Origin of the sequence: Dyadobacter bucti, assembly GCF_005869225.1 — a bacterium.
GTDB classification, from domain to species: domain Bacteria; phylum Bacteroidota; class Bacteroidia; order Cytophagales; family Spirosomataceae; genus Dyadobacter; species Dyadobacter bucti.
This window is the reverse complement of the sequence record NZ_SWFP01000007.1, coordinates 43,920-57,539: the sequence shown is the minus strand read 5'-3', so window position 1 is coordinate 57,539 and position 13,620 is coordinate 43,920. Positions and strand designations below refer to the sequence as shown.

The window sequence follows — 13,620 nt, the reverse complement described above, 5'->3', positions numbered from 1 at the left end:
ACAATTTTCCCGTTCGGGATGGAAGAGCTTAATGCGAAATTTTCCAAAACCGGCAACTGGTGAAATCAGGTGGTTGGCAGGCTACCCTGTGATTACAGCTGGGTATAAATGTCGTAGAACTGGTTTTCTGCGATCTTCATGTCAAAACTTTCGGCAAAACTTTTGCGCTTCTTTTCATTTTCACCGGTGAGCAATTCCCGGTTGTGGTAATAGTGGTTAAGCGAGCCAGCAAGCATATCAGGGTCGTTTACAACATTTTCCGGCTCGATTTTCCGGATCAGTTCCGTAATACCTCCTCCGTCATTGAATACCAGGACCGGTTTGCCCAGGTACATGCATTCAATGGCTACCAGGCCAAAAGCCTCGGTGGTCGAGGGGAACACACACACATCCATCAAAGACTGATAATAGGTGACATTGGTAGTATAACCTGTGAAAACAACTTTGTCTTCTATATCTAGCTCCTTTACCAGTTTGACAAGCTCTTTCATCTCGCTACCATCGCCCACCAGCAGCAGCAAAACGTCCTCTTTACCAGTCTGAAAAGTCGCGAAAGAGCGGATCAGCAAGTCTACCCGTTTCCAGCTGATAAACCTGGATGATGTGCCTATGACAAATTTTCCCGGATCGATATGAAAAACCGGCTCGTCGTTTTTATGAGAAACCGGGCCTGTTTCAAATGTTACCCCATTGTAAACTACCTTACTCCGTGAATTGGATACTCCCCGTTGGCTCCAGAATTCTCTGGTATATTCGGAATTATAAGTAACGTAGTCGCTCTGATGGTTTAAAAAACGACGGAAAACGAGCTTTCTGAAAGCATCCGTTTTTTTCTTTACCCGCCCAAACCCATCTACGCTGTGTTGCGTATAAACAATTTTAGGCGTCAACCGCGCCGCGATCAGCTCCCGCATGGGCAGAAAAGTATGGAAATGCAGGATATCGAAATTGCTCGAAATCTTTGCAAAACGAATGTATTTTCTGACATCCAGGTCAAACGGTTTGATATCCAGAAAATAGCATTTGATACCGGTGGAAATAAATCTATCCTTTAGATTCCCCTCTGACCTCGAAAACAGGATTGAAACCTCAAGTTGAGGATTACTTTGTTGCATTTTGGTCAGGTAATACACAAAGGTTTCAATACCGCCTATGGAAGGGCTGTTGAGAACATGTAATATTTTTATCTTCATATTATTCCTTAAAGTGTAGATAACCGGTCAGGCTATTACGATGGCTCAATTTCCGGGGTGTTGATGAATGGATATCGGTACAGAGAACCATATTAAAAATTGACGAGTTCAGCTTGTACGGGCCGCGGTTTCTTTTTTATTACCGGTCTGTACCTGAGGATATTATATTGTGTAAGGCACAAGATAGTAATGGCACAGATTACAGTCGTATTTACAGCAAGTGAATTGTTGGACGACGCCGCCAGCAGAAAAACACAAAGCATTACCAGCCGCTCATATTCTTTTACAGGAAAGGCAAGTTTGGTCATTCTGTAAAAGAACAGGATAAAGGAAATTCCAAGGTAAACGGTGAAAACAACTCCGTACTTGAATATCCAGATGATCCAGAAGTTTTCAATGATCTCTATCCCATTGATATACATCAGGTAATCAATGGTTTCCTGAGGCACACCCCAGATGATGTCCTGCAGGGAGATATAATTGAACATATTATATACACCGTAACGAACCGAAGAGCTGTTATCATTGAAAGTACCGGCAGACGTAATCCTGGCTCCCAAAGGGGTATAAAAAACAATATACACAACACTGAGTACAAGAATAACAAGCGTTGCTATATTTTTCATCGAGAAATTGAATTTCCCGTTTTCCATGAATTTGAGACTAATCAAGGTGATCCCGAGTGAATAAGTAACGAGTCCGGACCTCACACCAAAACTTGCAAGCGCGCCAACTGTAAGCCCGATAATGATCATTCTTTTCACAAATGTTTTCTCATAGGAATAGAAGAAAAGGGAGAAAAATATCAGAAACAGGGAATTGTTGAGCGGATGTCCCTGAAAAGCATTGGATCTGAACAAAATCGCCGTTTCATTGATCGGAAATAATTTGGCGTGAATAACGTGTTCCAGGATCGCGAGGACACATTCTGCATAAAAAAAGAATTGCAGAACAAACATCAGCTGCTTCCATATTTTAATATTGATAGTCTTATAGTTGATGAATTGGAAATTAAAAATGATCAGCGATGGGCAAAAAAGGACGTTGAATAAAAACAAATTACCCTTGGAGGACCCAAAGGTTAAGGAGTAGATCAAAACGATAAGTACACACAATGTAAAACCATAATACTTCTTAAGTTCACCAATGTGGTAATTATATCGGACCAGGTTATAAATCGTCAATAATACAAGAAAATATGAAACGGGGTGGAACCTGAAAATCGCCCCGCCACCAGCTTCTCCAAGTGGATATTTAAGCATGAATAAGACCCCGGGACCTGCAAATACGCAAAGTATCGTGACAATCAAGGGGAACCATTTTTTATCGAAAATGACCATAGTGCATATTTTAAATAATACTCAGAAGTTGCTCGGCCCTCTTGACACTGGAGTTCTGAGAAGCCAGATATTTTGCCTTTTCCGAGAAATCGGCGCCGTTCAACAGTTTTTCAACCAGTACTTTCAATTCCTTCACAAACTCGGCCGAGCCTGTTACACCCACCGCAGCTTCGTCCAACGACCGGTAATCCTCATGGTTCTTTTGGTACACTACAGGTTTGCCAAGCGCCAGGTACTGGTACATTTTGTTGTGATGATGGTACGAGGCATGTTCGCTGATGGCATCGATCATAATGCAAATATCCCAGTTCATTACTTCCTGCGGCAATTCTGTGTAATGTATATATCCTCGGTAATCGACGTTTGGCAATTTGATGATCTGCTGGAATATCTGGTATTCTTCAGAATCTTCCTTGTAATTGCATTTGCCTGCGAGTACAAAAGTTACCGCTTTCATCCGGTCGGTAATATCCCGGAGCAGTTCTATGTCAGTAGCTTCCATGAAGTTGCCTGCAAAACCAACCACAATCTTCTCGGATAACAAATGCGGCTTGAAGTTCGGAAGTTTTGTCGGATCCCACACGTCTAAATCCACGCAATTTGGCCAATAGATAATATTTCTATCTGTTATAGAGTAGTACTTCTGCACATATACGTCTTTTAATGCCATGCTTGTAGCCATTATTATATCCGCCATTTCAATTACTTTTCTGGTCTCCGCCAAAGTATTCCCCATTGTATGGTAAGCGTCACTCAGAATCACCACTTTCTTCTTGTCCTTGATAAATGGGCGGAAGATATGATTGTGCGGGCGTGAGAGAACTACAGTGTCGAATTCTGATAAATCCAGACCGGTCCGTATTGTGTTGATCTTGTGATTGATGAAATTAAGGATTGCAAAACGTCTGATCAGCGGGTAGGGGAAATAATAGTAAAATGGAATAATTTCCATAAAATCACTGAAAAGGTTCGTTTCCTTTTTAAACCAGAACGATATCGTGGAAATGCATTTTGTCCCTGGCGAAAGTTTAGCGATCGACTCGAGCGTAGCCCTTCTCGTGTAGGCGCTGAAATCAATTACGTTGCAGAGAATCAGTATTTTATGCGAATTTTTCATGGTGAACGTTCATAATTTTGGTAAATCGGTCCCGGCTTTATCCGCGCAAAGAACCTGAGGTATTATTACTCCCTCCGCAATTCCCTGTTACCCCACGCAATTTTGATCTTTTCCACACTGCAAAGAACTGCCAGATAGTATTTAATTGAATATACTGTTGCCTTTTGTCCAAAGCTCAGACCGTTGGCATATTTCGCAAAATGACGTTTCGCAATGGTCATCGGCGGTTTCACACTAATGAAAAAGTCAACGAGGGCTTCAGACTTTGTAACCTTGTCGCCGCCTACCACGCGTTTCGTTTTTTTGATCAAATCGGCCATTTTATCTCTGGCCGGGTGTTTGATGGTAATGTTATTTCCGAATACGATTTTGAAACCGCCGTCCTGTGCCCGTCTTGACCATTCATAATCACCACCTGACAGCAATGTTTCGTTGAATTTTCCGACGGAATCGAAAACATGCTTGTAGGCAAACATGTTACCGGTCACACTTAACCCCAGCTTCACAATCTCTTCCTGTTTGAATGCATAAACCTTTTCATACAATTCCGCAGGAGTCGGGTTATTGCTTTTGTAAAATATCTCGATTTTACCTGCTATCCGGCTAACATCCGGATTGGCTTTGAGGTAGGCAATAGCGTTCGCAATCCAGTCTTTTTCCGGAATGCAATCCGAATCCGTAAATCCCAATATTTCCCCTTTTGCGAGGTCAATACCCGCATTTCTTGCTGCATAGGAGCCCACTTTTCCCTCTGCGATGATCTGGCAATTGGCAGGGATATGGTAATTGCCAGGAATAGCGTCGGCCGGATTGTTATTGATCACAATGATTTCAAATTCACCGGCTGGAAAACTTTGTTCTTCCAAAGCTTTCAAACATAGCGAAAGGCGACTCCAATCCTTATATGTGGGAATAATAATGGAAACTAACACGATGCTGATGGTTTATCTGAAATAATTATGGTTCTGTTCGGGATACGTTTATTCTGTCGCCAGTTTTCTTTTACCGGCCAAGAGTGACTTCAGGCCGGCCTTGATGTTTTTCTTGGTGTCTTTCCAGGAATTGCTTAACCTTAGTTTAAGTGGTATTTCAAGGACAAGACCGTTCAGCTTTGTTGACTGATATTCTTTCACATCGATTTTATTACCGTACAGTTCCAGATAGATGTACCTGTGAATCATGGCTTTTCTCTCTTCTGTAAGCTCGTTGATATTTGTCAGGTGTTCCATGATCTGCAATCGGAGCTTCACTCTGTTGTCGATGATCCTCACCATTTTGCTTCGGTCCGGATCTTTTGAAATGGAGCTGTCGGTTTTATGGATCAGGGTTTTCACATGCTCGTCGATCACTACCTTTCCGCCTGATTTCAGCATTCTGAACATCATGTCATATTCCTGCGATGAGGTCAGCTCTTCATTCCATCCCTTTATTTTGTCAAGAATTTTCTTTTTCCAGAGGATAGCGCTGGTGATGCCCATCTGAGAAGTGATCAAACCAATCCAGATATCTTTTTTATATAAAGGTCTTAGACTATGTTCGAGCTTTCCGGCTTTTAACTCCACCAATGTAGCATTTCCTATGACGCAGTCTGCGTTTTCACTTTCTGCAAGCTGAACCTGCTGTTCGAGTTTTTCCGGGAGTAGTTCATCATCGGCATCCAGATATTGTACCCATTTGCCTTTCGCGTGACTTAGTCCCTTGTTCCTGGCAGCGGGAGCGCCTTTTTTGCCTTCCTGAAAAACAAATATCTGTCCGGGATTCTGCTTTTGGTAGGATTCAAGAACTTGCTGGGTACCATCAACAGAATTGTTGTTGACGAGCAACAACTCCCACTCACGATATGTCTGGCCGATCACACTTGCTATTGCACGGTGAACGAAGCTTTCGCAGTTGTAGCAGGGGATGATGATAGATACCATTTTCGTATGTTATTTGATCAAAAGAAATCAAGCAATTAAATCCGCGTATTTACTATTTGAAAACACCCGCCAGTTTGTCCTGGATCACTTTCTTATTTTTGGCCTGAATATTTTTGAACTCCGCCATCACTTTCTCGGTGTTGGCAATCCCTTCGGCTAGTTTGTCACTATTCGTCTTGCTATCGTCTTTCACATCAAGAATCAGATCTTTCAGATTATTGTCCTGAAAGATGCTTGTGATTTTCGTGTTATCCTTCTGGTCAACCAGAGGGAAGGACAGCGCGCCGCATTTCAGGGCCAGCAGGAGCACGTGCAGCCTATTGCTGACAATGAATTTGGCACTGCCATAAATCCGGTTTGCGTCCTGCAAAGTGAGCTTGCTGTCAATAAATTCTACATTGAATTCGTTTTTCAGGCCTTCGAAAATCTGCCGGCTGGCTTCCTCGTCATATTTTACCTGATAAGTCACCACAATTTTCAATGATTGCTGATTGGTATTGATCAGCAGCTCTCTGAATTTTTCGATTAAGGGTTGGAGGTAAGCCGAGTTATGTTCTTTACCGAAGGCATTGGACCGCATGCTGATCACAGCATACTCTTCGGTCTGCTCTCTTTGTATCTTTTCAGGAGCGTAAGCCCAGGCAAGGTCAGGAAAGTACTCCGGTTTTTTGAAGGAGTATTTCTGCGCGATTTTCAAAGATTCATTATCCCGCACGGCGTAGTAATGATAAGCCTGTGAACCAAAAGACTCAGCCCAGGCATTGTAATTATCAAACGGCCCGATCGAAAACCCTATGCGGACAATCCGGCACCCCATCATTTTCAGCATCAGCATTTTAGCGTTGATCCGAAAATTAGAAACAGCAGATTCAGATCCTGTCCTGGACGTGTGTCCGGGCTGGATAAAAAGATAATAGCGGTTCTTTTTGGAAGAAAATAATTGTTTCGATAATAGAGAATACAAAGTTTTTAAAAGAGGTACCCCCGAAACTTTGGACAAGCGCTGGTCAGTCGGCGAAGTACTGATTTCATCTACAAACCAGGCCGGAGCTGAAATGTCGTCCACCACGATCTGACCGAAAGGGCGCAGCAATTCAACTTCTACCAGATTGATCAGCAAGTCACCGATATTTTCAGTTTGCCTCGCGGGTTTAAAAAAAATTATATTGTTCACTTTGATTTAGTTTTTTTTAGCAAAGTATTCAGGATCATCTTTCTCTCCGTGCCGGTCAGCAATACAAATGATATTGCACCAAACATCAGAAACAAGGCTCCACTATGGATAATCAGGTGAAACCAGTCATTAATTACAAAATAATTGAAATAGACAAGGCTGACGCCGACCGCTATTATCAAAAGGAACATGGTGCTCAGAGAAGCTTTGAAAAATGTAAGTTTACTGACGCCCATGTTACTTGCAACATAAATCGGCATAAAAATAAAGTTCTTGAACGTGAGCACAATACCACTGGCAACCGCAACGCCATAAAGTTTAAGGCTGGTTTCGCTGACCAAAAAAATTGCCAGAAAGAGATTGGCGGCGCCCATAATAACCGTGTAAATTCCGGGAATACGAAGTTTATTATATGCCCGGTTGAGGGAGAATAATGGCAATACCCCCAGGTTGATAGGCAATGGAAGCAGCACGAGCATAAACAACCATTTCAGAGAAGCAAATTCCGGGGATATCCAGATGGAGAGCAGGGCAGGGGCAATGATACATAACACGCTGACAATACAACCGATGAATAATGACAGGACTTTATTGGAAAGCTGTGTCAGTTTGATCATCTGATCAAATTCCTTTTTTGCATAAAGGGTCAGAATCAATGGCCCCAGAGAACCGGAAAGTGCTATCGCGAGGGTCCTGATGATATGGCTCCATCCCAAAATAATTCCGTAACGTCCTGCCTGTACGTTTCCTAAAAGCTTATTTATCACGATCAGGTCTATCTGTAAAAAAAGAATGCTCCCCAACTGGATGACAATTAACCACCATCCCATGGAAAGCATTTCACTTAGTTTGGATTTATCAAAAAGCTTGAAGTTGATCCTGATACTTGGTGTAAACTTCCTGAACAGGTAGAAACTGTAAGAACTCGATATGACGCTCGCGAAAAGAATGGCAGTTCCGTAACCTGCAAGAGAGACCTGTACAAGAAAAAATATCGCGAAAATGAGGATAACCCGCATGTAGGTATTAATAACCGAAACCCGGTTAACCAGGTCAAGCCGATTGGCTACATACGCAGAAGAGTTAAAAACCGACGTGAAGGATGACATGATAAATCCCACGCTCACACACATGAAAAGTACCGACGCGTCATGACCGATCCCGGAAGGTACCGAGATAAATGATGATATATTATAGGAAAAAATAAACAGCCCCGGTGCAAGTAGTGAGATCAGCACAAACAGCGAGGTGAATGCAGTATTGAATGTTTTGTTGGCTGCCGCGTCATCATGGTTGGCCAGGTCCAGGGCCAGAAATCTGGACAAGGAATTATTGATGGCAACGGTTACAATGGCGGCATATCCAATAATAGATGTTGAGAGTGGGATAAGCCCATAGGCTCCGATACCCAGCTTTCTTACCAAGAAAGGAGGTAGCCAGAAGCTGATCATCCCGTTAAGAACGAACAGTACAATATTGGATATTAAATTTTTCTTTAATGCGCTGGCGGTATTCATTCTGCAAAATTTACTGGAAGGATAATAAGCTGGCCTGGGCTTGTGGCTACACTGATCTCCCGGGGGAAATCTCGGTCAGTAATTATCATGATTTTTTCTAGGGTTTCCATCAGCTTGTTGTTAAAGGCATCAACACCGTTCTGGTTCAGGTGGATTTTATCAGCAAAGAGGCTGTCAGGAACGAAGGAATGGTACAAAGCTGAGCAAATTGAATAACATTTTCCTGTGTGGTGTGATGATGAGGGAGGGCCCCAAAGACCGGATTGTCCTTTGCAAGAAAAACAGGTTACGGCAGCGGCATTACCCGCTGCCGAATATCATACAATCTCCTATACCTAAACGGATCCGGTACGGGATTAAGCCAGTTCCTTTACATTCAAGGCTTCCCGGCCGATGCTGTAATAAGTGAAACCTTGCTCACGCATCTGATCAAGTTCGTACAAATTCCTTCCGTCAAAAATGACTTTTTCTTTGAGCAATTTGCCCATTTTCGCGAAGTCCGGTGTACGGAATTGCGGCCATTCCGTGAAGATCATCAATGCGTCCGCATCATCCAAAGCTGCGTATGCAGTATGGCAGTAGGTGATTTCAGGAATAATACGTTTTACATTCTCCATAGCCTCAGGATCATAAGCTGTAACCTTGGCACCGGCAGCAATCAAAGCTTTGATGTTTTCCAAAGCAGGAGCTTCGCGGATATCGTCTGTGTACGGTTTGAAAGCAAGTCCCCATACTGCGATAGTTTTGCCGCTTAGGTCGCCATCGAAATATTCAGTGACGATCGGAAGCAATTTCTTTTTCTGATCATCATTTACCGCCATTACAGATTTCAAAGTACGGAAGTCATAACCATAATCTGCCGATGTCTTTGCAAGTGCCTGTACATCCTTAGGGAAGCAGCTGCCACCATAACCGATCCCCGCAAAAAGGAATCTCTTACCGATACGGCTGTCAGTACCTATACCACGACGGATATCGTCTACATTCGCACCCACTTTTTCGCAAAGGTTTGCGATTTCATTCATGAAAGTGATTTTCAGGGCCAGGAATGAATTGGCAGCATATTTGGTCATTTCAGCTGAACGTTCGTCCATAAAAATTACCGGATTTCCCTGACGCACCAATGGTGCGTAAAGTTTCTCCATCACCTTTTTGGCCTTGTCAGATGTTGTTCCAACAACGACACGGTCGGGCTTCATGAAATCTTCCACCGCAACACCTTCCCGAAGAAATTCAGGGTTGGAAACCACGTCGAAGTCAACTTTTGCATTCGCAGCTATGGCCGCATGTACTTTTTCGGCAGTTCCTACCGGCACAGTACTTTTGTCAATGATCACGGCATAATTTTCAAGAATCGGCCCCAGATCCTGCGCTACTTTCAGGATATATTTAAGGTCGGCTGATCCGTCTTCTCCCGGAGGGGTAGGTAAGGCAAGGAAAATTACTTCTGCATCTTTAATACCTTCCTGAAGGTTGGTAGTAAAGGTAAGGCGGCCTTCGGCCACATTCCGGTCGAACAGTACATCAAGACCTGGTTCATATATAGGAATTTCCCCATTTCTAAGACGTTCAACTTTGTTGATGTCTATATCGACACACGTAACCTGATTTCCGGTTTCGGCAAAGCATGTGCCTGTAACCAGGCCCACGTATCCTGTTCCAACTACTGCTAGTTTCATACTTTTTATAAAATAAGATTAATGAATTCTTTGAGGGGGTGGGTTTAGAATGAGGACATTAACTGCGAGTGATACGCATTGTGAACGGACCGATCCGACTGTTCGAGGGAGGGGAGAAGAGTATTTTTCATAGTAACGTTGAGTAAGGTGTATTGAAAGCAATATTTACCTTTTTTGTAATGAAATCAAACGCTTTTACATTTGATCAACTGAAAATAGTACAATTTTAAATGGTTTCAAATTTTAATCTGGTTTTTCTCCAAGAAAGAAAACAACATCTTGTTATTGTCCAGCAACTTCCAACTCTTTTTTTTCGGTGTGAAATAAGTTCTACATGGAAGTTGCCGGATAAAACCAATCTAGCTTCTTGTCAATATTTTCTTGATACGCGACTCCAGACCCTGAACTTTGCTCTCTTTGTCTTCGGTGTAGTATCCATAACCGTAGCCTCCATACCCGTAACCATACCCGTATCCGCCACCGTATTTAACACCGTTGAAGATCACAGAAAGGTTAGAGAATCGGCCACCGCGTTGAATTTCCCCGATTCGTTTGAGGTGATCCAAAAGCGTATAATTAAACCTTACCACATAAAGTGTAGCATCTGCATGTTTGGCAATTAATGCAGAGTCCGTCACCAATCCGAAAGGAGGGGAGTCGATCAAAATGTAATCGTAACGCTCGCGCAACTCAGCCAGCAGCACTGGCAGGCGTCCGTTGCTCAACAATTCAGAGGGGTTTGGCGGAATCGGGCCGCTGGTAAGTACATCAAATTTCGGGTGTATTCCTGTTGGCTGGATAAAGTCATCAATATTTCCCTGCCCGATCAGGCAGTTGGAAGCTCCGTATTTGTTGGATACATGAAGACGTTCATGGAGCGTAGGTTTGCGCAGGTCAAGCCCGATCAGCAGCACCTTTTTATCAGAATATGCCAAACTGGCTGCAAGGTTCACGCTTACGAAGCTTTTACCTTCACCACCTATGGAGGACGTAAACATCAACACCCGGCAAGTGCCGTCTCCAAGATATTGCAGGTTGGTCCTTAAAGCCCTGAATTGTTCAGCAACCGCTGAGCGACTTGTCATTTTGATAATGGCAGCATCGGCAGGTTCATCTTTGGATACTTTCATATGTCCGATTTCACCCAAAACAGCAGAATGCGTAACATTTACAATTTCATCCCGGTTTTGGACCGTGTTGCTTAGCAGCAGCAGGACATTAATCAGCAGTACAGGAAGCAAAATTCCAGCAAGACCTGCCCCTGCCCAGACAAGACCTTTTTTAGGTTTGATCGGCAGATAAGAAGCCAGTGGTGCATCCACCAGCCTGCTGTCTGTAACCGTAGCGGCATAACCCAGTGCAGTTTCTTCTCTTTTCTGGAGCAAATACAGGTATAATCCTTCCTTGATGGTTTGTTGACGCTTGATGCCCACATATTCACGTTCTTTTTGCGGAATACTACGCAAACCTGCTGAAAAGCGGGAATTTACAGCTTCAAGGTTTCTTTTGGTCACATCAAGCCCGCGGCGTACATTCTGAAGATTTTCGGTTATAGCCTGGCGCGTATTTGCAATTTGCGTATTAATAGTTCCCAGAAGTGGGTTGTTGGCCTGCGTGGTTTGCGCGTATTTTTCTCTCTGCAGTTGCAGTTCATTGTATCTTGTCAGCAAGGACACAAGGACAGGATCGGTGATCATGTAGGTAGCAGGGGCAGGAGCGCCTTCGCCTGCGTTTTTGATGTAGTTATCTACACTTTCAAGCACGGAGATCTTAATATTCACATCATTAAGCTGCGAATCATTTTCTTTTATATTTTGTAAGTAGAGATTGGATTCAGCACCAATGTCTGTAAGACCCTGCGATGTTTTGTAGGATTCAACATCACGTTCCACATCACCTAGCTCCCCGGTTATCAGTCCAAGCCTGGATTCAATGAATTTGAGTGTATTGCTTGCCTCGTTATTTTTATCGTTCAGCGAAGACTGTACATATACGTCCAGAAGTTTATTCAGGACATCCTTTCCTCTCTGAACGGAAGTATCTTCAAAGGTCAATTCGAGTACCGTACTTTTAGGGTTTGGGGCCGATATTTCAAGCCGACCCAGCATGTTAACCGCTAGACCTGAGATGCTGCTGAAATTTACATTTATATCGGTATACTGCGATTCGGAGCCCTTGAACACAGTAAAAATCCCCCAGGCGTTCCTTAGTTTCTGACCATATTTCCGAAGTGTTTCTTCATCATTGATCGAAAAATGAAGACTGTCCCGTACGTGCACAACCAATGGGTTCTGATAAGCAAAGTCCGAGATCAGTTCAGCATTTAAGATAATCGGGCTTGTTTTGTAGAGGTCTATTGTCTTAAGTCCGTCGGTGGCCTCGAAGCTCACATCCAGTCCCAGTTCGCTTGCAGTTTGTTCCATAAGCGTCTGAGACTTCAGAATTTCAACCTCATTTTCTACAAGCTTGTTGCCAGTGAACTGGGTCATCTGTTCGATAATGTCACCAGATCCTCCTGAAATGCCTTTTTTCTCGTCCTTAATCAGCAATGTTGCTTTTGAGAGATAGACAGGTTGTGATATCTGCAGGTAGAAAAAAGCAATCGTTAACGTAAAAACCAGGAATATCGGAAACAAGAACCAATAGCGGAGGTAGCCACGCAAATAAGCGTGTATATCAAACTTCGGCTCTTGTTCCTCCGTCTGTTCCTGGTAAAATTCATTATGTTGAGTATTCATGCAAGTCGTAATTAGTAGTGCTTCTATTGTTAATCTAAAGCCTCAATCTGTTGAAGGCTAATGCAAACGCCGTTACCATACTGATAAACAATGGCGCTAACTGGACTGCCCTGTCTGTTGTATTCATTCTTGCCTTAACTGGCTCCACATATATTACGTCGTTCTTATGTACGTAGTAATATGGGGACTCGAATATATCACGTGAAGTAAGGTCAACCCTTATGTACTGGCGCTCTCCTCTTTCTTCCCTGATGATCATCACATTGCTTCTGCGTCCGTAGATAGTCAGGTCACCTGCAAGGCTTAAAATTTCAGGGAGCGTGATTTTCTCATCGGGTATTACATAAACCGCCGGCTTGTTGACCTCTCCCAGGACAGACACTTTAAAATTGATATTCTTGATGTTGACCGAAGGCTCTTTAAGATAGAGCTGTAAACGTGCCCGGATGGTGTCGGAAGCGACGCGGGTGGTAAGTCCCTGGACAAATATTTTGCCCACCAGAGGAAGTTCTATGTTTCCCTGCGTATCCACCAGATAGCCGAAAGGCTGACGCGCCGAGTTCCCATAGCTGGTTGACGAAGTCACGTATTCATTGGCTGCGTTGAAAATGGCATTTGCCTCTTGGTTCAAACTACCTACAACAATGGAAAGCATATCGTTGCTTTCGATCACAGGAACATAGGTTTGAGTGATCTTAGCTGAGGAGTAGCGCGCAGTGTCACCTTGGAAATATACAATTGTTTTTGGCGAAACGCATGAGGTGATTCCACCGATAATCGCAAGAAAAGCGAAAGGGAGTATAATAAATAGTTTTGTGAGGCTAGAGCGGTGTATGTTCATGAAATCGGCGGTGAGTAAGTATTTTTATTTGTAATGAACTGATTCTAAGTGATAAAATTCGTGGATAGTCGATCGTTGAAAAGGAGCAATTTTGACGATCGG

10 protein-coding genes are annotated in these 13,620 nt (G+C 43.3%); all 10 read right to left on the bottom strand.

Annotated features, from left to right (window positions below; translation table 11 throughout):
• Positions 1 to 92 precede the first annotated feature (92 nt).
• The 10 genes from FBF61_RS22010 to FBF61_RS21965 all read right to left on the bottom strand — a co-directional run bounded on the left by FBF61_RS22010 (position 93) and on the right by FBF61_RS21965 (position 13,518).
• Positions 93 to 1,193 carry a glycosyltransferase family 4 protein gene (locus FBF61_RS22010; protein WP_138481430.1) on the bottom strand — a complete coding sequence of 367 codons (1,101 nt, stop codon included), beginning with the start codon at positions 1,191 to 1,193 and terminating at the stop codon, positions 93 to 95.
• A gap of 92 nt (positions 1,194 to 1,285) precedes the next feature.
• A complete protein-coding gene (locus tag FBF61_RS22005; RefSeq protein WP_205748310.1) occupies positions 1,286 to 2,533 on the bottom strand; it encodes a VpsF family polysaccharide biosynthesis protein in 1,248 nt (415 codons plus the stop codon).
• 10 nt (positions 2,534 to 2,543) lie between these two features.
• Positions 2,544 to 3,650 (bottom strand): glycosyltransferase family protein, encoded by a 1,107-nt coding sequence (locus tag FBF61_RS22000; protein WP_138481426.1) that lies wholly within the window; start codon positions 3,648 to 3,650, stop codon positions 2,544 to 2,546.
• 65 nt (positions 3,651 to 3,715) lie between these two features.
• On the bottom strand, positions 3,716 to 4,582 hold the full coding sequence (locus tag FBF61_RS21995; RefSeq protein WP_166444583.1) for a glycosyltransferase family 2 protein: 867 nt from the start codon (positions 4,580 to 4,582) through the stop codon (positions 3,716 to 3,718).
• 48 nt (positions 4,583 to 4,630) lie between these two features.
• On the bottom strand, positions 4,631 to 5,569 hold the full coding sequence (locus FBF61_RS21990; RefSeq protein ID WP_138481422.1) for a glycosyltransferase family 2 protein: 939 nt from the start codon (positions 5,567 to 5,569) through the stop codon (positions 4,631 to 4,633).
• A 52-nt stretch (positions 5,570 to 5,621) separates the two neighbouring features.
• Complete coding sequence (locus tag FBF61_RS21985; RefSeq protein ID WP_166444582.1) at positions 5,622 to 6,743, bottom strand: polysaccharide pyruvyl transferase family protein; 1,122 nt, start codon at positions 6,741 to 6,743, stop codon at positions 5,622 to 5,624.
• Complete coding sequence (locus FBF61_RS21980; protein ID WP_138481418.1) at positions 6,740 to 8,260, bottom strand: oligosaccharide flippase family protein; 1,521 nt, start codon at positions 8,258 to 8,260, stop codon at positions 6,740 to 6,742. The genes FBF61_RS21985 and FBF61_RS21980 overlap by 4 nt, the downstream gene beginning before the upstream one ends.
• Positions 8,261 to 8,616: 356 nt before the next feature.
• The gene (locus FBF61_RS21975) at positions 8,617 to 9,939 is read right to left on the bottom strand and encodes a UDP-glucose dehydrogenase family protein (RefSeq protein WP_138481416.1); all 1,323 of its coding nucleotides are present in this window, start codon (positions 9,937 to 9,939) and stop codon (positions 8,617 to 8,619) included.
• Positions 9,940 to 10,298: 359 nt separating this feature from the next.
• Positions 10,299 to 12,677 (bottom strand): GumC family protein, encoded by a 2,379-nt coding sequence (locus tag FBF61_RS21970; protein ID WP_138481414.1) that lies wholly within the window; start codon positions 12,675 to 12,677, stop codon positions 10,299 to 10,301.
• Positions 12,678 to 12,711: 34 nt separating this feature from the next.
• A complete protein-coding gene (locus FBF61_RS21965; protein ID WP_138481412.1) occupies positions 12,712 to 13,518 on the bottom strand; it encodes a polysaccharide biosynthesis/export family protein in 807 nt (268 codons plus the stop codon).
• Positions 13,519 to 13,620: the final 102 nt, after the last annotated feature.

Coding starts and splice junctions, on each gene's coding strand:
- FBF61_RS22010 (WP_138481430.1), bottom strand. CDS start 1,193: ATGAAGATAAAAATATTACATGTTCTCAACAGCCCTTCCATAGGCGGT.
- FBF61_RS22005 (WP_205748310.1), bottom strand. CDS start 2,533: ATGGTCATTTTCGATAAAAAATGGTTCCCCTTGATTGTCACGATACTT.
- FBF61_RS22000 (WP_138481426.1), bottom strand. CDS start 3,650: ATGAAAAATTCGCATAAAATACTGATTCTCTGCAACGTAATTGATTTC.
- FBF61_RS21990 (WP_138481422.1), bottom strand. CDS start 5,569: ATGGTATCTATCATCATCCCCTGCTACAACTGCGAAAGCTTCGTTCAC.
- FBF61_RS21980 (WP_138481418.1), bottom strand. CDS start 8,260: ATGAATACCGCCAGCGCATTAAAGAAAAATTTAATATCCAATATTGTA.
- FBF61_RS21975 (WP_138481416.1), bottom strand. CDS start 9,939: ATGAAACTAGCAGTAGTTGGAACAGGATACGTGGGCCTGGTTACAGGC.
- FBF61_RS21970 (WP_138481414.1), bottom strand. CDS start 12,677: ATGAATACTCAACATAATGAATTTTACCAGGAACAGACGGAGGAACAA.
- FBF61_RS21965 (WP_138481412.1), bottom strand. CDS start 13,518: ATGAACATACACCGCTCTAGCCTCACAAAACTATTTATTATACTCCCT.